Raw genomic sequence first — 18,886 nt, 5'->3', positions numbered from 1 at the left:
ATTCGGTCCCGCACTGTGTTCGACACCCGGGCGGGGCAGTCGTCACGGGCTCATGGTGTGACCTGACCCACATGTCCTTCCTCGGTGAAAGCGGCCGCGTCGAGTTCGGTGACCACCAGTCGCAGCGTGGCCCGCTCCCATGGAGTACCCGCCAGGACCAGCCCAATCGCCTTCCCGGCCAGATCGAGCAGCGGTGGCAGGGGCAACGTCGCGGCGACGACGCGGACCACCACCGCACGCTCGGTGAGGTCGACGGCGTACTTGCGCGCATCCCACGGCCACCAGGTCGCGTTCTCCCGCACGATCGGCGTCGCAGGGCGCAGCCCGGTGATGCCCTCGACCGCCCCGATGATCTTGTCGATGACGTCCTCTGCTGCCATCACCGCTGCTCCGGTTCGATATCGAGGATCGACACCACGACCTCGTCAACGTCCTGCCCGGTCTGCTCACGCACTCGCTGAGCGACCGTCCGCTGGACCGCGCGCCCGACTTCACCCGCGTGCCGATCCCCGGCGATCACCAGGTCTACCTGCACGATCAGCCGACCCAGCTCCGTGCGCCGCACGCGCACGCCCTCCGCGGGCGCCGGATCGGTACCGAGCCAGCGTTGCCTGCCCGCCCGCATCAGCGTCGTCACCAGACCACGCACGCCCGGCTCCAACCGCACCACCCCGGAGGTGGACAGGGCGGCATGCGCGGCGACCGCCGCCAGCACGGGCGGCTCGATCTGTACCGCCACCGCACCCGCCACTATTGCTCACCTCCGGGTTCCGCCGCGGAATCCACCGATGGGTCCTGGTAGACGTCGGCGATCGTCAGGTCCAGCCGGTGCAGGGTCAGGCCGATGCGTGCGGGCAACGCCGCGGTGATGCGTTCACGCACGATCGGCATCAGCTCGGAGACCGGCGTCGGACCGAAGCGGACCGCGACCGCCAGCTCGACATCCACCAGATACTCGCCGCCGTCGCCGATCCCGGCCGGGCGCACCCGGCAGCGCCGCGCGCGTACCCCTGGCACCGAATCGGCGGCATACCGCAGCACCGTGCTGACGGCCTGCTCGCTCACCTCCACCGCGCCGGGCTCTGGCGTCGGCAGGTCGAGGGTGCGACCACGACGCACCTCGGCGCGCACCGCCGACATGATCCGCCCCACCAGATCCGGTGGCGGCGCTTCGGGCTCCTCGATCATCTGCCTGGTCGCGGCGCGCAAGGCCAGCAGACTGTCCCTGGCGGCCGCGCAATGCGGGCAGTTCAGCTCATGGGCGTCGGCGCGGCCCGCCTCGATCGCGTCGAGCCGGTCCCACACCTGTTCCAGTTCACGCCCGCACGGCAGGACATAGTCCTGCTCGGTGGTCTCGTTCACCGCCATGGCTTCATCACCTCGGACAGTTGGGCTCGGGCACGGGCGATGCGCCCGCGGACCGCGGTCGTGTTCGCGCCGACGATGTCTCCGATCTCCTCATAGGACAGGCCGTGCACTTCGCGCAGCAGCCAGCAGGCCCGTTGTTCGGGCGTCAAATCCTGTAGCGCCACATTCAACGCTTCGAGCTGGGTGTTCACCTGGGTGGCGTGTTCGGGCTGGATATCCGAACGCGGCGATTCGGTCAGATCCAGATCCGCTTCGACGTGCGGGCGCCTGGCCCGGATGACGTTGAGGCAGCGGTTGGTCGTCATCCGATACAGCCAGCCGACGAAGGCCGCGTCGTCGTTGAGCTGAGCCAATCGCCGCCACGCCGCGAGGAAGACCTCCTGCACCACGTCCTCGGCTTCGGCGCGGTCGGCCAGCATCTTCGACGCGAGCCGGAACATCTGCCCCTGATGGCGCAGCACCAGCTGCTCGTAGGCCCGGACATCGCCGTCTTTGGATCTGCTGACCAGGGTCACATCGTCCGGCGCGGTCGTCGTCTCGGTCGCGGTCACACCCACCTCCTCCGCCGCTCCTGTGTTGGACACCCGGGAATGGGCAATCGTCACGGCCGATTATCCCGTGATCGTGGTCACAGTTGGGGAGGTGCGGGATCCGGCAGCGCGTCAGCCGGCCCGGACGACGGTGAGCGCCGCGGCGAGCAACCGGCTGTCGGCGGGATCGGCGGGGTCGAGGCCGGTGAGTTCGGCGACGCGGCGCAACCGATAGCTGAAGGTGTTGGGATGGACGTGCACCTCGGCGGCGGCAGTTTTGCGGTCGGTGCCGTGGCGCAGGTAGGCGTCGAGGGCGGCCAGCAGATGGGGTCGGGTCGACAGCGGCTCGATGCGTTCGGCCAGACGGTCGCGGGCCCGGCCCGGACGGGTCAGTTGGTACTCCAGCAGCAGATCATCGAGGCGATAGGTCCCGGCCGGGCGGCCGAGGGCGTGCGCGAGCTCGGCGAGGTCGGTGGCCTCACCGGCAGCGGCGGGCAGCTGCGCCGGCGCGACGTCGCCGCCGTCCGCCGCGTAGACCGCGGTCTCGAATCGCTGTGCCATCAGAGCCGTGACCTGCTCGACGCGCGCGTCCGGCCCGCCGGGCAGCAGCACGACGCCCGCCGTTCCGTCGAAGGTGTGCAAGGCGGCACGGCCGGCGACCTCGTCGAGGATCGATTGCAGGACCCGGGCTCGGCGCTGGGCCAACAGTGTCGCCACCGGCGGCGGCGGATGGTGCTCGGACGGTACCCGCAGCGCGAGCACGCGGTAGTGCTCCTCCACCGCGATATCGGCGCGAGCGGCCGGCTCCGCGACCGGAAGGCCGTGCAGCAGAGCCGAACACAGCGCGCGACGGGCCTCGCGGTCCGGCTGGAACACCGACTGCTCCACTTCCGAATACCCCTCGTACACCACGAGATTGATGCGGCGCAGCAGATCCAGCAGATGGGCGCCGAACGCCACGAGATCGTCCATTTCCTCCGGTGCCGCCGAACGCGCCGAATCCCGGAGCAGCTGCTGAGCCGAACCGTGCACCGCATCGATCAGCAGACGCAACGGAATTCGTTCCTCGGCATGTCGGCGCACGACCGGTGCGACGTAGGAGGCGAGCTCCGCATCACTGAACTCCCGCCGTTCCCGCAGAGCGCGAAGGAACCCCCGGCCGCAGGCGAGAATGGCCGGAACCACCTCACGGAAATGGTCGTCGGGCAGATCCGCGATGGGCGGTGTCGAGCCGAGCCCCGCCGCGAGCATGCGGTCGGCGATCCCGGGCAATCCGCGGCCGATGCGGTCCAGAATCGGGGCGTTCGCGGCCAGCGGTGGTAGAGCGGCGACCATGCGCCGGATTGTCTCCTACACCTACCCCATCGGCAATTCCTGCGGCCACGGCGAGGACCGGGAGCCGAGAAGTTGTCTCCGAACACTAGTCCGGTGGCGCGAGTTGGTGGTTGCGGCGTAGTGACGGTACCGGCGATGCGCACCTAGATTTGCCTCGTCGACGCACACGCCTCGGAAGGATCGCCACGATGAGTACCGAGGCGGCGTTACCCGCCGGGGGTGAGGGGCACCGCCGGGCCCGCGGACACGCTGGTTCGGCGGATCCCTTTCCGCACTCGGGTCCACCGCTGCGCGTCGAACACGATCCGTTCTGCGTACCGCCGCCGGATATCTCCTCCGCCGAACCGGGAACCGTCATCCGCTCCCGCATCGTGCGCGTGGCCTGGTTCGGCCGGATTCCGCAGCGCGTGCAGGCCTGGCAGCTGCTGTTCCGTACCTCGGATCGGCACGGCGCGGCCGAGGCCGCGTTGACCACCGTGCTGCTGCCGCACGGCGCGGATCCCGCGCGCCCGCGGCCGCTGGTGTCGTTCCAATGCGCGATCGACGCCGTGGCCTCCAGTTGCTTTCCGTCCTACGCGCTGCGGCACGGCGCCCGGGTGATCGGGGCGATTCCGCAGCTCGAGTACCCGCTCATCGCGCACGCCCTCGCACGCGGGTGGGCCGTCTCCGTCCCGGATCACGAGGGGATGCGTGGTCACTTCGGCGCAGGCCGGGAACCCGGATATCGCACGCTGGACGGGATCCGCGCCGCGCTGTCGTTCGCGCCACTTGGCCTGTCCGAGGACACGCCGGTCGGGCTGTGGGGCTATTCCGGCGGCGGGCTGGCCACCGCGTGGGCGGCGGAGGTGGCCGCCGGTTATGCGCCCGAGATCGACCTCGTCGGCGCGGTCGCCGGTTCACCCGTCGGCGATCCGGCAGCGGCGTTCGTCCGACTGAACGCCACCGCGTACGCCGGGTTCGCCGCGGTCTACACCGCGGGATTGCGGCGCTCCTACCCCGAACTGGCGCCGATGCTGGCCGACCGGCTGTACCCGCGCTATCTGCGGCTGCTCGTGGAGGCCGAATCACGCACGACCTTCGCGCTATTGGCGCGATTCGCCGGCCGGAGCATCGACCGGAACAGCCATGGCGGTATCGCCGAACTGGTCCAACTGCCGCAGCTGCGCACGATTTTCGACGACATCCGGCCCGGCGCCACCGCACCGGAGATACCGATGCTGATCCTGCAAGCGATCCCGGACGAAGTCATCGCCGTCGCCGACGTGGACGCGCTCGTCGCCCGTTATCGCGCGGCCGGCGCCGAGGTGCACTATCTGCGCGACCGCCTCGCCCTGCATCTACCGCTGGAATTCCTGGGCGCGCCGACGATGGCGGATTGGCTCGCCGACCGCTTCGCCGGGTTCCCCCGTTCCGCGCCCGTCACCACGGACGTCTGGTCGGTTGCCGGCAACCGCAGGTCGGCCCGGGACCTGTGCCGATTCGCCGGCCAGATCGTGCGGATGCTCACTGCTCGTCCGATCGCTCACCAGCACTGATCGCGTATCCCCCCGCTACGAGGGGGACGCACCGGCGTGACGGTTGTCTCGTTGTTTGCTGCGTGCCATCGGCGGCGTTGCCGGGTCGTTATCGGTAGACCACCCGCGCGGGCGGATGAACGCCGAGAAAGGCTCGATCATGGCATTGCGACGAGCGAACAGCCCGGACAAACCGCAGATCGCGGCACATAACGGACACCGCTGCGCCGATAACGGTTTGATTGCTGGACAGCATGGGTACTCCCCGGTCATGACAGCACTGCGCCACCGACCCGCCCGGATCGTCGGCATGGAATGGGGCACCGCGCTGCTGGCCATCGCCGCCTGCCTCATCTTCACCGCCGGCATCGCCGCCCTGACCGGAGCCCTGAGCACCGCCCTCCCCGCCACCGTCGCCCTCGCCCTCGGCCTGTTCTTCACGCTGCGGATCCTGCGTCCCGCGAGCTGAGACCGACCGGCTCCCCTCGACCCACGAGGCCCGGCACTCATGAGCTCGATACGCGGCGGCCGATCGTGCCGCGAGCGCTTGTCGAGCCGACCCCCGGCATACGACGTACCTGTACCGCCGAATCCAGTTCTGCCCCTGCGGAATGCGACGTCCCAGCGACGACCACCACTCACCGCCTGTGGCAATACTCCCCGTCAAGCCACCCTTACGCTGTGATCTATGCCGCAGTCGAGTACGCCGTGGTCCCGCCTCGCGCAGGCGCAGACCGGCGTGCGAGCGAACGCCTCCGACCCGGCCGACCGAAGGGCGCATCCGAAGACCCCGGCGCACGATCCCGGCAACGCGGCAGTGCACAGCGATCCGTACCCGGCCACACCACGCACTCACTCCACGCTGCTACTCGGCGGAACCGCCACGGTGGTCGCGCTGCTGGCCGTGCTCATCGCCCTGTTCACCGGCCATCGCGCCCCGAGCACCCCGGCACCCGAAGTCGACCCGCCGCGAGCCACCGCCGCACCGGCCCCCAGCACACCCGCCCCCGCGCCGGCACCCGGTCCCGCTACCGGTCCGCAGGGGCGGATGATCGCCGTCGGCCGAGTCGCCGCCACCGACGGTGCCACCTTGCAGATCGAAAGCCTTTTCGGCACAACGACAACCGTCCGCACCACGTCGGCGACGAAGGTCCACGTCCTGTTCGGCTCCCAGGTCGCCGACATCTCCGCGGGCGCCGTCATCGCCGCTTACGGCCACAAACACCCCGACGGCTCCATCACCGCCACCTACCTGGCCGGAGCCGGACTCGATTTCACGCGGTGAGTGCCGGACGCCGGCTGGTATCTCCGGCCGGCGGGGCTACCTCGCCGCACCGATCCAGAACGGGCGGCTCATGACCGTTCGAACCGGATCACCGACAACGCCGAAGCCGCCACGCTCGGGGCGTCCACCGGGCCCGACGGATCGTCCGGATCGCAGGTGACCCAGTGCTCCAACGCCACCGTCAGAGCGCCGATCAAGGTGTGTGACAGCAACCGGGCTTCCAGGCTCCGCGGAGCCAACCCAGCGCGCTCACCGATGACGGGACGCAGCTCGTCGGCGAGATCGTTGGCCGCGACCATCCACCGCGCGCGGATGCCCGGCACCGAGGTGAGCAGGACGAAAAGGTCACGGGTCGGCACGATGTGGGCGTACCGATCGCGGCGGAACGCCTCGACGAATGCCTCGTGCACAGCGGTTTCCACCGGCTCGTGCGCCGGCCGTGCGGCCAGGTAGCCGACGAAGTCGCGGATACCGGCGACGACGATCGGGGTGAGGGTGTCCTCCTTGGCCTCACAATGCCGGTAGAAGGTCCGCACCGAGATCCCGGCCGAGCGTGCGATGTCGTCGACGGACGTCGCGTCGAACCCGCGATCGAGGAACAGCCTGGACGCAGCCGCCGCGATATCCAGCCGGACCGCCTGCCGTCGCCGGTCCGTCAGCGACAGCTCCTTGTCGATCACATGTCCTCCTCGATGTGTCTTGACACACATTAGCACTGTGGCACAAACTGGCGTTCTGTCACAGATGCGCACAGCGTGCGCACTCACCTCGCCACGAAAGGGCAGCGTATGCCCCGCACTTTCCTGATTACCGGCAGCGCCTCCGGCATCGGCGCCGCGACCAGCGACTACCTGCGCGCTCGCGGGATCCGCGTGATCGGCGCGGATCTGCGCGGGGCCGACATCACCGTCGACCTCGCCACCGACGCGGGTCGCAGTGATCTCGTCGCCCGCGCACGAGAGATGACCGACGGCCGGCTCGACGGTGTGATCGCGTGCGCGGGAGTGGCGCTGTTCGACCCGTTGACCATCCGGGTCAACTACTTCGGCGCGGTCGCGACCCTGGCCGGGCTGCGCCCGCTGCTGGCAGCAGGCACCGATCCCCGGGCCGTCGTGATCTCGTCGGTGGCTTCGCTGCATCCCACCGACGCCGAGACCGTCGACGCCGCGCTGGCAGGTGACGAGCAAGCAGCCGTGAAGGCCGCCGAGGCGGCGATCGAACGCGGTGACGGCGCGCAGATCTATGCGTCGTCGAAGGCCGCGATCGCCCGTTGGGTACGGCGCACAGCGATCACACCGGATTGGGCGGGCGCCGGGATCGCGCTGAACGCCATCGCTCCCGGCACCATCGTGACGCCGATGATCCAGCCCATGCTGGACACCGAAGAGGGCCGCCGAGCCATCGACGGCGCCGTCCCCATGCCGCTGCACGGCCATGCCCGGCCCGAGCAGATCGCTCCCCTGCTCGACTTCCTCACCTCCCCGGCCAACTCCCACATCACCGGCCAGGTGGTGTTCGTCGACGGTGGGGCGGATGCGGTGCTGCGCGGCGAGCAGACCTGGTAGCGCGCAAGGAGTTTCCGAATGACCATCCGAGCCGAGGGCAGCTGCACCCGGCCCGGCCGGTCCGGACGTCGGCATCCTGGCTTTCCGACCGGGTAACGCGTCGACCGATGAATTCGGCGGGCGGGCGGGGTCTGCATCTACAGCCGGATGTGTAGACCCGTCAGGGAGGAACTCATGAGCAAGACCGCACTGCCGCCCATCGTCGACGCCGAGACCTGGCAGCGTGAACTCGCCGCGCTGCGTGCTCGGGAGAAGGCCGCGACCAAGGAGCTCGACGCGATCGCGGCGCAGCGTCGGCGATTGCCGATGGTGCGGATGCCGGATTACACGCTGGAGGGCGCGGACGGGCCGATACGGCTGGTGGACGTTTTCGAGGGCAAGTCGCAGTTGATCGTCTACAGCCACATGTGGTTCCCGGGCAAGCAATGGCAGTGCGGCGGCTGCACCAGCTTCACCGCACAGTTCACTCGCTTGAAGTTCCTGGACAACTACGACGCCCGCTTCGTGATCGTCACCCAGGGACCGATCGATGAGGCGCTCGCCTACAAGCGGCGGGTCGGCAACAAGATGGATTGGTACTCCACCACCGACAGCTCCTTCGGCGCCGATGTGGGCGCCCCACCCAACGCGGCCTTCGCGGTGAACGTCTTCCTGCGCGACGGTGACACCGTCTACCGCACCTGGCATACCGACGGCCGCGGCGTCGAACAACTCGGCTACACCTTCGCGCTCATCGACCTCCTCCCCTACGGCAGGCAGGAAGAATGGCAGGACTCGCCCGAGGGCTGGCCGCAATCACCCGCCTACAGCGGGTGGATGGGCTCCGAAGACATCGCCGCCGCGTATGGCGAACCGGATCCGTCGATGAGTACGTGACGCGATCTGGTACCGGTGTGCCCACGGCCGATGCCCGCCGCCCCGCCGCCTTTTCCGCACCATTGCCGCACCCGATTCGTTCGGCTCTATCGAACGGGGAGTGGGCGGCGTAGATTGCGAGGACGCTGGTCGGGCCGTTTTCCTCCATGAAGGGTCGCCGTCATGAGCGAGTCCACCCGATACGAGGGGCATCGCCAGCCGTGGGCGGTGCTCGCGATCGTGCTCATCCTCGTCGCCGGCGCCTGTAGCACGGACCGGGATGCCGGTTCGGACACCACAGCCGGCGCGGACGGTCCGGAGACCGCGAAGATCACCGAGCTCATGCGCGATGCGATGGGCGAACTGGATCTCACCGCGGCGGTGTTCGGTGTGTGGCGCGGCGATGAGCAGCTCGCCCTCGGCGCGCTCGGCGATTCACCGCTGGGCGTGCCCGCGGCCGCCGACATGCGGCTGCGCGTCGGCCAGCCGATGGAACCGATGCTGTCGACGGTGCTGTGGCGGCTCGACGGCCAGGGCGTGCTGTCGCTGGACGAGCCCATCGCGCGCTGGATGCCCGAGTTCCCGCGTGCCGACGCGATCACCCCCCGCATGCTCGCCGACAGCACGTCCGGCATCGCCGACTATGTGACCGAGCCGGAATTCCTGAAGATTTTCGGCGAGAACCCCTTCCGCACCTGGACGGCTGACGAACTGCTCGCCCGCGCCGATGCCAGACCGCCCTTGTTCGCACCGGGCGCCGACTTCGCGTACGCCCACAGCGACCTCGTGGTGCTCGGTGAAGTGTTGCAGAAGGCGGCGGGCAAACCCTTGGGCGAGTTGATCGCCGAGCACATCCTCGATCCCCTGGGCATGGGTGCGAGCCGAGTGGTACTCACCCCGCAGATCGAGGGGCCGATCCTGCACGGCTACACCAACGAGCGGAACATCTTCGAAGACTCCACCTTCTGGAACCCGACCGCCTTCCTGCACAGCGGCAACATGACCTCGACCGTCGCCGACATCGGCCGGTGGGTGCGGGCACTCGGCACCGGCGAACTGCTCACCGCCGACCAGTTCCGGCAGATGATGGAGCCGTCGACGGCCGGCGTCGGCCCCCTCACCCGCGAGAAGTACTTCGCGTTCGGCGTCGTCCACCTCGGCGACTGGCTGTTCATGAACCCGTCCTATGGCGGCTACGACGGCGTCGCCTACTACGACACCACCACCGACACCACCATCGTCGCCTATGTGACGCTCGGACCGAGATCCGACGCCGCCCGCAACAACGCCGTCGACGCCGGCAGACAGATCGGCACCCTCCTGGTCCCCGATCGCCCACCACCAGCCCTCTGACCGGGAACGAACGTTGGAGTGCCCGGAGTACATCAGTCACCGGAACGAACCGCCCGGTACGGTCGCGGGTCGCGCGAGGCCCGAGCAAGGCCGCAGACACCCGGGATCCGAACCCGAGAGGGGCCGGGAGTCCGGCGGCGAAGCCTTACCGGACAGGAAACCCCTGGAGAGGGCCCGGCGACGAGCCTTACCGGGCAGAAATCCCCGGTGGGGGTCCGGGGGCGAAGCCCGCCGGGCGGGGCGTGGGGGCTTCGCCTCACAAAACACCCAGCTCCACCAAAAAAGGCGAGCGCTCTTCGCGAGCACTCGCCTCCGTTTGGTGGAGCTGCCGGGAATCGAACCCGGGTCCTCCGTCGCGTCTTCAGGGCTTCTCCGTGTGCAGTTCGCTGTGTCTCTGCTCGGATCTCTCGGTCACGCGAACAAGCCGAGATGACGATCCCAGTCGCTGTGAGATGTCCCGTCCTACTCCGCGACCGAGTAGAACGGTGAGCCCTCTAGCTGATGCCGGCACCGGGACCGAGGGCTTATCCCGGGCCGACAGAGACGCTTCGCTTAGGCAGCGAGAGCGTACTCGCGCTGATGAGAATCGGCGCTTAATTGGTTGCAACGACGCTTACGGTGGTCTCTTGCCTGCACCGACACGCTTCCCCTGAATCAACGTACGCAGTCGAAACCGTTCAGCCCCGTACGTCCCGGCACCTTGCCGGGCTAGTCATGTTAACACCTCGACGACCGGCATTCATTCCCATTTTCCGGCCGTCATCGGGCTCACCTGCTCATGCCCTTCACCCGGCGGCCGAGTTCACGAGTGACCTCGCGTTCCGCGGTGCGGCGGGCCAGATCCTGACGCTTGTCGTAGTCCTGCTTGCCTTTCGCGAGGGCGAGTTCGACCTTCACCTTGCCGTCGGAGAAGTACATCGACAGCGGCACCAAGGTCTGGTTGCCCTCCCGGGACTTACCGACGAGGCGTTCGATCTCCCGCTTGTGCAGCAGCAGCTTGCGCACCCGCCGCGGCGAGTGGTTGGTCCAGGTGCCGTGACTGAACTCCGGGATGTGCAGGCCACGCAACCACACCTCGCCGTTGTCGACCGTGGCGAAGGCGTCGACCAGCGAGGCCTTGCCTTCGCGCAGGCTCTTGACCTCGGTGCCGACCAGCGCGATCCCGGCCTCGTAGACGTCGAGGATGGTGTAGTTGTGCCGCGCTTTGCGGTTGGTCGCGATGACCTTGCGCCCCTTTTCCTTCATGACGGCTCCTCCATGACGACAACCTTAAAGCGGCGGCGCAACCGGATTATTCCCAGGTCGTTACGGCCCTGCCCGCGCATGAGCCCGGTAGGTACCGGATGTTCCGGTACCTGCCGGGCGAGCAGGTGGACGTTACTTCTGCAGCACGCGCTCGGGTTGCTGCACCGGATCGAGCAGCTCGGCCGGGTCGGATTCGCCGTTGTGCGTATCGCGCATCGGATCCAGCGCGGGATCGATGTCGATCGTGGTCCGCAGCGGACGGTTCGGCAGCAGCAGGGTCGCGAGCAGCGCGACCACGGTGGCGAACGCCGCGATCAGGAAGATGCGGCCGGTCGCGTCACCGTAGGCGGTGCGCACGATCGTGGCGATCGGTCCGGGCAGCGCGCCGATATCGAGGTTGCTGCCGCCCGAGGACGACGGGTGGATGCCGAGCTTGGCGAACCCTTCGGCCGACAGATCGCTCACCCTGGTGGCGAGCACCGAACCGAGCACCGACACCCCGATCGCACCACCGAAGGTGCGGAAGAAGGCCACCGCGCTCGACGCGGCACCGATGTTGTGCACGCTGACGGTGTTCTGCACGGCGAGCACCAGGTTCTGCATCAGGCTGCCGACGCCGAGGCCGACAACGGTGATGTAGACCGCGACCAGCCACAGGTTCGTCGCGTGGTCGAGGGTCGACAGCAGCGCGAACCCCGCGACCAGCACCAGCGCACCGCCGACGACGAAGCCCTTCCACTTGCCGAACCGGGTGATCAGTTGCCCGGAGCCGACCGAAGCGATGAGCATGCCCGCGACCATCGGGATGGTCAGCATGCCCGCCACGGTCGGCGAGTAGCCGCGCGCGGTCTGGAAGTACTGACCGAGGAAGGTGGTCGCGCCGAACATGCCGACACCGACGGCGATGGAGGCGATGATGGCCAGGCCGGTGGTGCGTTCGGTGACGATCGGCAGCGGGATGATCGGCGACTTCGCCTTGGACTCGACCCAGATGGTGGCGGCCAGCAGGAGCACGCCTGCGCCGACGTAGATCGCCGATTCCCGCGACACCCACTCGTAGTAGCCGGCCTTACCCGCGAAGGAGACCCAGATCAGCAGGATGGACACGCCCGCGGTCAGCAGGACGGCGCCGAGCCAGTCGATGGACACATCGTCCTTGCGCTCGGTGGGCAGGCGCAGGGTGCGGTGCAGCAGTACGAGTGCGATCACGGCCAGCGGCACGCAGACGAAGAAGCACCAGCGCCAGCCGAGCGGGCTGTCGACGATCACGCCGCCGAGGATGGGGCCGCCCGACATCGACACGGCCATGACCGCACCCATGTAGCCGGAGTAGCGGCCGCGTTCGCGGGGCGCGACGATGCTGCCGATGATGGCCTGCACCAACGCGGTCAGACCACCCATGCCGATGCCCTGGACGACGCGCGCGGCGAGCAGCAGATCGACGTTGTGGGCGAAGCCGGCGAGCACCGAACCGGCCACGAAGATGACGATGGAGATCTGGACCAGCGTCTTCTTGTTGAACAGGTCGGCGAGCTTGCCCCAGATCGGGGTGGAGGCGGCGGTGGCCAGCAGTGCGGCGGTGATCACCCAGGCGTAGGCGGTCTGGGAACCCTGGAGATCGCCGATGATGGTGGGCAGGGCGGTGGCCACGATCGTGGTGCTGAGCAGTGCCGTGAACAGCGCGGCCAGCAGGCCGGTCATCGCTTCCAGTACTTCGCGATGGGTCATCGCGTAGGGGTCTCGCTGTGTCACCGCCTCGGCGGAAGCCACCCCGTTGTGTTGACTAGACATCTACTCCCTGACTTTCTAGCTGAACCGGCCGATCGGCGGTCATGGTGTGTTGGACGCGCGCGACCAGTGCGTTTCTGAGTTTCTCGATGGCGACGCAGGCCTGTGCGGCCTCGTCTTCGTCCCAGTCGGCGAGCGCCTCCTGCATGCGCTTGGCCCGGGAGATCCGGATGCGCCGCAACAGGTCGCGACCGGCGTCGGTGACCTGCAGCAGCGTCGCGCGACCGTCGTGCGGATCGGCCTGCCTGATGACATAGCCTTCCGCGACCAGGTCGGTGACGTGCCGGCTGAGCGCCGAGGGGCTGATGCACAGGTGCGATGCGAGGTCGACCTGACGAATGAGCCCTGCTCCCTCCAGCACCACCAGGACGCCGATGCCACCGGGAAGGAGCTGACCTTCTTCCGGGTGGGCGATGGCTACGCGGATCGCGCGGCCCATGAGATAGAGCTCCCTGGTCAGATCCTGGGCGGTATCGCGTGACACTGCCATGCCGGTCTCCAAACCGAGAATGATTGCTTGCGGTAAGCAACTATATATTGGTTGCTTTCGCTAATCAACTAGTTTGTGGTCGGATGGATCACAGCGCAGGCTGATGGAGGGCGCCGCAATGTGCGAGGCGCCCGCTGGACACGAGTGTCGATGGGGACCTGTGCGTGATTGTGCGCGCTCGCGGGGCGCTCGGGTGCGTCTGCCCGTGCGGGTCAGCCGTCAGTTCGGGCGCAGCACCACATAGAGCATGAGCAGGGCGATGAACAGCAGCGTCAGCGCGATGGTGGAGAGGCGGGGCCGGCCCGGATGCCGTGGTTGGGCTCGGCGGCGGCTCAACCAGACGGTCTCGACGACCGGGTCTGCTCGATGCTCGCGCGCGGGGCTCGGATCGGGCGCCTCGGAGTTCGACGAGCCGCCCGACACCTCTCCGTTTTCGGAGCCGTCACCGGATGCCATGGCGTGACGGTAACCCGCCGCGTCGCAGCACGCCGGAATTCGGGCCGCCGGCGGCGCGTCCGACCGGGCGCAGCCCGAGTTGCGCGGCATCCAGCGGCCAGACGCCGCATTCCGCCTCGGCCGGACTCATCGAGCGGGGCGACTGTCGCCCCGCCACGCGATGCGGCGGTCGATCAGGCGATCCGGCGACGGAATTCCTCGGTGGACGTTCCGGAGGCCGGGTCCACCGTATGTACCCGCAGTTCGATCGCGCCGGGCGCCAGCTCCATGACCATGAATCCGAGCTGGTGGAAGCTCTGGAACTGGGCGCCGTGAGCGGTATCGGGCAGCACCCTCGGCTGGGCGCCGACGGTCTTCGCAGCGGCACCGGAGACGATCTGACGAGTGCCCTTCATCTCGGGCTGCTGCTCCAGGACCTGCAATGAATGATCGTGGCCGGACAGGATCAGATGGCAGCGTCCGTTGACGTGATCGTCGAAGAACCGCTTCACATGCACACCGTTGATCGGCTCGACCGGCAGTCCTTCGTACCGACCGGCGTCACCGTGCGGTCCGTTGTTCAGATACGGGTGGTGGGTGCAGGCGATCTTCCAGGTGGCCGGGGACTCGGCGATGGCACGATCGAGCCAGGCGCGCTGCTCGTTCATGAACTGGCCGTCGACTGCCCAGTACGGGGTGAACAGCGGTGGCAGATAGGCCGCGAGCGGGTTGAGATCGAGCACGAAGAACTCGACGACCGGGTTGCGTTCGGGGACCCGCACCGAGTAATAGCGGCTCGGCATCCACCAGCGCGGCGAGTGCGCGTGATAGCGGACCTCATGGTCGCCGCGCAGCAGCCATCCGCCGTCGCCGGGAAAGACCGAGCTGGTGTCGTGATTGCCCAGCACCATCGCCCACGGAAAATCAAGGCCGGCGTTGGGATCTTCGAACTTCGCCGCGAACTGAGGATCCTCGTTGCTGTTCGGGCCACTTTCGTAGATGTTGTCGCCGAGGCCGAGCGCCATGGCGAAGGGCTCCCGCCGATGAAGCGCCCGGATGGCGTCGGCGACCGCCCACTGGGATCGGGTGCCGGTGCCCGCGTCGCCGGTGACCAGCACGCGGACACTGTCGCCGCCGGTAGGAAAGGGGAATTTGCCGACGCCCTCGGCCACCGGCATCGCCTGTGCCGGCGTGAGGCCGACGAGCGTCAGACCGGCCGCCGCGGCAGCCGCACCGGTCAGCAGCTCACGGCGGCCGATCCGGGAGGCGCCGTCACCACGGTCCGCGCGACCACGCAAGCTCCGACCTCCGGGCTCCGACCCGCTCATGCCTGCCTCCGTCCACTTGCCGGGATGCTCACCTGACGCTTCGCAGCCATCCTGAACTACACGATCTGATCGGTCGATCTGAGGGGTCGAGATTTCACATCCCGTCGGCCGCCTGTTCGGTCGCAGGCCATGCGATCAGTGCGCGGCCAAGACCTCGAGTACCTGCTCGCCGTACTTGGCCAGCTTGTTCTCACCCACTCCCCCGACGGCGCCGAGCCCGGACAGGTCGGCCGGTTTGCGGGCGGCGATATCGCGCAGGGTGGCGTCGTGGAAGACGACGTAGGCCGGAACGCCCTGCTCCTTGGCCGTCGCCGCACGCCATTCGCGCAGCTTCTCGAACAGCGCGAGATCCTCGGGTGCGAGGTCGACCGGCGGGTTCTTCGCGGATTTCGCCGCGCGCGCGGCGCGGGTGGGGGCGGGCCGTTCGGGTTCGCGGCGCAGCATCACCTTCTGCCCGTCGAACAGCACCGCGTTTCCGGCTTCGGTGAGGGTGAGCACGCCGTATTCGCCGTGCACCGCGAGCAGACCCTGCGCCAGGCATTGCCGCACCACCCCTCGCCACTCGGTATCGCGCAGGTCGGTGCCGACGCCGAAGACCGTGAGTTCGTGATGGTCGTGCTGGAGCACCTTGGGGTTCTTCTTGCCGAGCAGAATGTCGATCAGATGCCCCGCGCCGAAGCTCTGCCCACGCTCGCGTTTCAGCCGCAGCACAGCCGATAGCAGCTTCTGCGCCGCGACCGTGCCGTCCCAGGATTCGGGCGGGTTCAGGCAGGTATCACAGTTGCCACACGGTTCGCCGCGCTGGCCGAAATACGCCAGCAGCTGGGTGCGGCGGCAGTTCACCGTCTCGCACAGCGCCAGCATCGCGTCCAGGTGCAGCTGGAGCTGCCTGCGGTGCGCCGCGTCACCGTCCGAGGCGTCGATGAGCTTGCGCTGCTGCACCACATCGTTGAGCCCGTAGACCATCCACGCGGTGGACGCCAGGCCATCGCGGCCGGCCCTTCCGGTTTCCTGGTAGTAGCCCTCCACCGATTTGGGCAGATCGAGATGGGCGACGAACCTCACGTCGGGCTTGTCGATCCCCATCCCGAAGGCAATGGTCGCGACCACAACGAGCCCGTCTTCCCGCAGGAACCGTGATTGATTCTCGGCGCGGGTGCGATTGTCCAAGCCCGCGTGATACGGCACGGCCCTGATGCCGTTCTCGGTGAGGAAGGCGGCGGTCTTCTCCACCGAATTGCGCGACAGGCAGTAGACGATGCCCGCGTCACCGGCGTGTTCGGCGCGGATGAAATCGAGGAGCTGACGTTCCGGGCGGTTCTTCGGTTCGATCCGGTACTGGATGTTGGGCCGGTCGAAGCTGGCCACGAACCGGCGGGCGCCGCCGAGGTCGAGACGCTCGATGATCTCGTCGCGGGTCTTCTCGGTGGCCGTGGCGGTGAGCGCGATCCGGGGAACGTCGGGCCAGCGTTCGTGCAGCAGCGAAAGTGCCAGGTAGTCGGGCCGGAAGTCGTGGCCCCACTGCGAGACGCAATGGGCCTCGTCGATCGCGAACAGTGCGATCTTGCCGCGTTCGAGCAGCCTGGCCGTGGATTCCAGGCGCAGCCGCTCCGGCGCCAGGTACAACAGGTCCAGCTCGCCCGCCACGTACTGGGCCTCGACCATCCGGCGCTCGTCCGGATTCTGTGTCGAGTTGAGGAACCCGGCGCGCACGCCGAGCGCGCTGAGCGCGTCGACCTGGTCCTGCATCAGCGCGATCAGCGGCGACACCACCACACCGACGCCGGGCCGCACCAGCGCGGGAACCTGATAGCACAGCGATTTGCCGCCACCGGTGGGCATGAGAACCAGCGCATCACCGCCCGCCACCACATGGTCGACGATCGCGCCCTGGTCGCCACGGAAGCTGTCGTATCCGAACACCCGACGTAGAACCTGTTGTGCCGCATCGGGTTCGGCATCGGTGACGATGCGGTGTGCGGCGGTGAGGGCGTCGGGTGTTTCCACGCGGCCCATCCTACGAGGCCACGGCGACAGCCGAAGGTCGTGTGCGAGGGCGACCTGGGCGGCATCCGATGTTGCGCACATGTGGACAACTCGTCGCTCGACGGAACGCCCCGAGACGGCGAACGCCGGGTAGCCGGCGGTCCCGGCTCGGCCTGTGCCCAGGTCCTACCTTTCCGGACCACCGATTTGCCGCGGTGGACATCCGCGAGCCCGACAGTGCGGCGGTCACGTTCAACGACGGGCAACCGCCGAAGACGGCTGTTAGGTTGTCCGGCATGGCATTCGGGATGGCGAGGGCGCGCGCCTGGGCGGCGCTGCTCGCGGTGACGGTCGCGGCCGGCCTGGCCACGGCCGGGCCCGCGCACGCGCAGCCGTTTCCGGCGATGTGCGGGGACGGGTGGGAAGCCACCACGGTCGTCGAGGGTGTCGGCAATCTGGAGAACCTCGACTCCGACGGTGCGGGCGGCTTCTACGTCACCGGCATCGTCGACGGGTTCCTCGCCCACGTGTCGGCGGTCGGAAAGTTCGAGAAGCTGATCACCGGGCTCGACAAGCCGGCGGGCGTCCGGGTGGTCGGACGATCGGTGTACTTCCTCACCGGCGACGGTATCGATGCGGCGCCGGGCACGCTCCAGCGCTACGACATCGACACCGGCGCGTCGACGGTCCTGCTCACCGATTTGAACGGGCCCAACGGCCTGCTCCTGCTGCCCGATGGCGATCTCCTGTTCAGCACCCTGGGAATGCAGCGAGCGCCCACCGGGATCGCCCGCTATCGGCCGTCCACCGGCGAATACACCGAGACCTGGTCGAACCTGCCGTTGACCAATGGGCTGGCGCTGGCCGCCGATGGGCGGTCGATCTACACCGACAACCTGACCATGCGTATCTTCCGCATCCCGCTCGACGCCCCCAACTCCCCCACCGTCGTCTCAGGCCCACCCGAACTGTTCGCCCTACCCGACGATATGGAGGCCACCCGCGACGGCGATCTCTTCGTCGCCGACCACATCGCGGGCGCGATCTACCGCGTCGACACCGCTACCGGCGCGAGCTGCGCGATCATTTCCGGCCTCATCAAACGCCCCGACCCGGTCCGCATCCCTCCCGACGGCACCACGTCGGTCCGCATAGCGCGCGATGGGGATTCCTGGTCCCTGTTCATCACCAGCATGGACGGCACCCTGCGCCGCCTGCGCCCGCCCGCGGGCATCGACCTCACCCCTGCCGACGCGACCAGGCGATAGTCGTCCCATGGCTGGTAGTCGCATGAACAGACCCGCACCGATGCTTCCCGCCACGGCGGCGGATGCCACCGACATCGCAGAGCTCCGCGACGAACTCGCGCACTGGATGCTCGCCAACGACATCCAGCAGTGGAAACCGGGCGAGTATCCACCCGAGGCGGTCGCCGCCGAGATCGCCCGCGGCGAATGGTTCGTCTGGCGCGCGGACGCCGGAGCGCTCATCGCCACCGTGCGACTGATCTGGCGCGATCCCGAATTCTGGGGCGAGTCCGACGCCGAGGCCGGGTACGTGCACGGGCTCATGGTCGCTCCGGCACACCGTGGCGAACAGCTGGGCGGGCGGGTACTGGACTTCTGTGCCGAACGCACGCTGGCTCGCGGGCTGTCGGTGCAGCGGCTCGATACCGCCGAGAACAATTCGGTGTTGCGGGCGTTCTATGCCGGGCAGGGCTTCGCCGAGGTGGGCACGGCCCCATTGCCTGCCCGTTTCCACGGCTGCGAGCGAATCGTGCTGCTGGAGAAGCAGCTCGGCCGCGGGTAG

At 68.4% G+C, this 18,886-nt stretch carries 20 protein-coding genes and 1 other RNA gene; 8 read left to right on the top strand and 13 right to left on the bottom strand.

Annotation, left to right across the window (positions count from 1 at the left end; genetic code table 11):
* Positions 1 to 50 precede the first annotated feature (50 nt).
* The 5 genes from GV790_RS01780 to GV790_RS01760 all read right to left on the bottom strand — a co-directional run bounded on the left by GV790_RS01780 (position 51) and on the right by GV790_RS01760 (position 3,233).
* On the bottom strand, positions 51 to 380 hold the full coding sequence (locus tag GV790_RS01780) for a hypothetical protein (protein WP_163809695.1): 330 nt from the start codon (positions 378 to 380) through the stop codon (positions 51 to 53).
* A complete protein-coding gene (locus tag GV790_RS01775) occupies positions 380 to 751 on the bottom strand; it encodes an Asp23/Gls24 family envelope stress response protein (protein WP_163809693.1) in 372 nt (123 codons plus the stop codon). The genes GV790_RS01780 and GV790_RS01775 overlap by 1 nt, the downstream gene beginning before the upstream one ends.
* Positions 751 to 1,368 carry an Asp23/Gls24 family envelope stress response protein gene (locus GV790_RS01770; protein ID WP_163809691.1) on the bottom strand — a complete coding sequence of 206 codons (618 nt, stop codon included), beginning with the start codon at positions 1,366 to 1,368 and terminating at the stop codon, positions 751 to 753. Before GV790_RS01770 ends, GV790_RS01775 begins: the two co-directional genes overlap by 1 nt.
* Entirely contained in the window at positions 1,359 to 1,919 is a 561-nt protein-coding gene (locus tag GV790_RS01765) for an RNA polymerase sigma factor (protein WP_163809688.1), read from the bottom strand. The genes GV790_RS01770 and GV790_RS01765 overlap by 10 nt, the downstream gene beginning before the upstream one ends.
* Before the next feature lie 111 nt (positions 1,920 to 2,030).
* The gene (locus GV790_RS01760) at positions 2,031 to 3,233 is read right to left on the bottom strand and encodes a PucR family transcriptional regulator (RefSeq protein ID WP_163809686.1); all 1,203 of its coding nucleotides are present in this window, start codon (positions 3,231 to 3,233) and stop codon (positions 2,031 to 2,033) included.
* A 188-nt stretch (positions 3,234 to 3,421) separates the two neighbouring features.
* Between GV790_RS01760 and GV790_RS01755 the strand changes: the two genes are divergently transcribed.
* The 3 genes from GV790_RS01755 (at position 3,422) to GV790_RS01745 (ending at position 6,032) form a co-directional block, all read left to right on the top strand.
* The gene (locus GV790_RS01755) at positions 3,422 to 4,768 is read left to right on the top strand and encodes a lipase family protein (RefSeq protein ID WP_163809684.1); all 1,347 of its coding nucleotides are present in this window, start codon (positions 3,422 to 3,424) and stop codon (positions 4,766 to 4,768) included.
* Positions 4,769 to 5,018: 250 nt separating this feature from the next.
* Complete coding sequence (locus tag GV790_RS01750; protein ID WP_163809682.1) at positions 5,019 to 5,216, top strand: hypothetical protein; 198 nt, start codon at positions 5,019 to 5,021, stop codon at positions 5,214 to 5,216.
* Positions 5,217 to 5,435: 219 nt separating this feature from the next.
* On the top strand, positions 5,436 to 6,032 hold the full coding sequence (locus GV790_RS01745; RefSeq protein WP_163809679.1) for a hypothetical protein: 597 nt from the start codon (positions 5,436 to 5,438) through the stop codon (positions 6,030 to 6,032).
* Between the two features lie 68 nt (positions 6,033 to 6,100).
* Here GV790_RS01745 and GV790_RS01740 read toward each other — a convergent pair whose 3' ends face one another.
* Positions 6,101 to 6,712, bottom strand: a complete 612-nt coding sequence (locus GV790_RS01740) for a TetR family transcriptional regulator (protein ID WP_163809677.1) — start codon at positions 6,710 to 6,712, stop codon at positions 6,101 to 6,103.
* A gap of 108 nt (positions 6,713 to 6,820) precedes the next feature.
* On the opposite strand from GV790_RS01740, the gene GV790_RS01735 reads away from it, so the two are divergent.
* The 3 genes from GV790_RS01735 to GV790_RS01725 all read left to right on the top strand — a co-directional run bounded on the left by GV790_RS01735 (position 6,821) and on the right by GV790_RS01725 (position 9,805).
* Complete coding sequence (locus GV790_RS01735; protein ID WP_163809675.1) at positions 6,821 to 7,597, top strand: SDR family oxidoreductase; 777 nt, start codon at positions 6,821 to 6,823, stop codon at positions 7,595 to 7,597.
* A 174-nt stretch (positions 7,598 to 7,771) separates the two neighbouring features.
* Entirely contained in the window at positions 7,772 to 8,473 is a 702-nt protein-coding gene (locus GV790_RS01730; protein ID WP_163809673.1) for a DUF899 domain-containing protein, read from the top strand.
* Between the two features lie 162 nt (positions 8,474 to 8,635).
* Entirely contained in the window at positions 8,636 to 9,805 is a 1,170-nt protein-coding gene (locus GV790_RS01725) for a serine hydrolase domain-containing protein (protein ID WP_163809671.1), read from the top strand.
* A gap of 317 nt (positions 9,806 to 10,122) precedes the next feature.
* Here the strand turns inward: GV790_RS01725 and ssrA are convergent.
* The 7 genes from ssrA to recQ form a co-directional block, all read right to left on the bottom strand.
* Positions 10,123 to 10,490: a transfer-messenger RNA gene (gene ssrA, locus GV790_RS01720) on the bottom strand.
* Between the two features lie 83 nt (positions 10,491 to 10,573).
* Positions 10,574 to 11,050 (bottom strand): SsrA-binding protein SmpB, encoded by a 477-nt coding sequence (gene smpB, locus GV790_RS01715; protein WP_163809669.1) that lies wholly within the window; start codon positions 11,048 to 11,050, stop codon positions 10,574 to 10,576.
* A 132-nt stretch (positions 11,051 to 11,182) separates the two neighbouring features.
* Positions 11,183 to 12,778 carry an MDR family MFS transporter gene (locus tag GV790_RS01710; protein ID WP_175585779.1) on the bottom strand — a complete coding sequence of 532 codons (1,596 nt, stop codon included), beginning with the start codon at positions 12,776 to 12,778 and terminating at the stop codon, positions 11,183 to 11,185.
* A gap of 55 nt (positions 12,779 to 12,833) precedes the next feature.
* A complete protein-coding gene (locus tag GV790_RS01705) occupies positions 12,834 to 13,340 on the bottom strand; it encodes a MarR family winged helix-turn-helix transcriptional regulator (protein ID WP_228806357.1) in 507 nt (168 codons plus the stop codon).
* Between the two features lie 207 nt (positions 13,341 to 13,547).
* Positions 13,548 to 13,784 (bottom strand): hypothetical protein, encoded by a 237-nt coding sequence (locus tag GV790_RS01700; RefSeq protein ID WP_163809667.1) that lies wholly within the window; start codon positions 13,782 to 13,784, stop codon positions 13,548 to 13,550.
* 173 nt (positions 13,785 to 13,957) lie between these two features.
* Positions 13,958 to 15,091 (bottom strand): metallophosphoesterase, encoded by a 1,134-nt coding sequence (locus GV790_RS01695; protein WP_163809665.1) that lies wholly within the window; start codon positions 15,089 to 15,091, stop codon positions 13,958 to 13,960.
* 135 nt (positions 15,092 to 15,226) lie between these two features.
* On the bottom strand, positions 15,227 to 17,098 hold the full coding sequence (gene recQ / locus GV790_RS01690; RefSeq protein ID WP_163809663.1) for a DNA helicase RecQ: 1,872 nt from the start codon (positions 17,096 to 17,098) through the stop codon (positions 15,227 to 15,229).
* A 275-nt stretch (positions 17,099 to 17,373) separates the two neighbouring features.
* Between recQ and GV790_RS01685 the strand changes: the two genes are divergently transcribed.
* Together GV790_RS01685 and GV790_RS01680 are read left to right on the top strand one after the other, a co-directional pair.
* A complete protein-coding gene (locus GV790_RS01685; RefSeq protein ID WP_163809661.1) occupies positions 17,374 to 18,345 on the top strand; it encodes an SMP-30/gluconolactonase/LRE family protein in 972 nt (323 codons plus the stop codon).
* Positions 18,346 to 18,367: 22 nt separating this feature from the next.
* Complete coding sequence (locus GV790_RS01680; RefSeq protein ID WP_163809659.1) at positions 18,368 to 18,886, top strand: GNAT family N-acetyltransferase; 519 nt, start codon at positions 18,368 to 18,370, stop codon at positions 18,884 to 18,886.

The organism is Nocardia cyriacigeorgica, from assembly GCF_010858045.1.
Classification (GTDB): domain Bacteria; phylum Actinomycetota; class Actinomycetes; order Mycobacteriales; family Mycobacteriaceae; genus Nocardia; species Nocardia cyriacigeorgica_E.
The sequence above is the reverse complement of the archived record's forward strand: the minus strand, read 5'-3'. Positions and strand labels throughout refer to the sequence as shown.

Coding starts and splice junctions, on each gene's coding strand:
- GV790_RS01735 (WP_163809675.1), top strand. CDS start 6,821: ATGCCCCGCACTTTCCTGATTACCGGCAGCGCCTCCGGCATCGGCGCC.
- GV790_RS01700 (WP_163809667.1), bottom strand. CDS start 13,784: ATGGCATCCGGTGACGGCTCCGAAAACGGAGAGGTGTCGGGCGGCTCG.
- GV790_RS01745 (WP_163809679.1), top strand. CDS start 5,436: ATGCCGCAGTCGAGTACGCCGTGGTCCCGCCTCGCGCAGGCGCAGACC.
- GV790_RS01760 (WP_163809686.1), bottom strand. CDS start 3,233: ATGGTCGCCGCTCTACCACCGCTGGCCGCGAACGCCCCGATTCTGGAC.
- GV790_RS01710 (WP_175585779.1), bottom strand. CDS start 12,778: ATGACCCATCGCGAAGTACTGGAAGCGATGACCGGCCTGCTGGCCGCG.
- GV790_RS01780 (WP_163809695.1), bottom strand. CDS start 380: ATGGCAGCAGAGGACGTCATCGACAAGATCATCGGGGCGGTCGAGGGC.
- GV790_RS01730 (WP_163809673.1), top strand. CDS start 7,772: ATGAGCAAGACCGCACTGCCGCCCATCGTCGACGCCGAGACCTGGCAG.
- smpB (WP_163809669.1), bottom strand. CDS start 11,050: ATGAAGGAAAAGGGGCGCAAGGTCATCGCGACCAACCGCAAAGCGCGG.
- GV790_RS01680 (WP_163809659.1), top strand. CDS start 18,368: ATGAACAGACCCGCACCGATGCTTCCCGCCACGGCGGCGGATGCCACC.
- GV790_RS01685 (WP_163809661.1), top strand. CDS start 17,374: ATGGCATTCGGGATGGCGAGGGCGCGCGCCTGGGCGGCGCTGCTCGCG.
- GV790_RS01770 (WP_163809691.1), bottom strand. CDS start 1,368: ATGGCGGTGAACGAGACCACCGAGCAGGACTATGTCCTGCCGTGCGGG.
- GV790_RS01755 (WP_163809684.1), top strand. CDS start 3,422: ATGAGTACCGAGGCGGCGTTACCCGCCGGGGGTGAGGGGCACCGCCGG.
- GV790_RS01695 (WP_163809665.1), bottom strand. CDS start 15,091: ATGAGCGGGTCGGAGCCCGGAGGTCGGAGCTTGCGTGGTCGCGCGGAC.
- GV790_RS01750 (WP_163809682.1), top strand. CDS start 5,019: ATGACAGCACTGCGCCACCGACCCGCCCGGATCGTCGGCATGGAATGG.
- GV790_RS01725 (WP_163809671.1), top strand. CDS start 8,636: ATGAGCGAGTCCACCCGATACGAGGGGCATCGCCAGCCGTGGGCGGTG.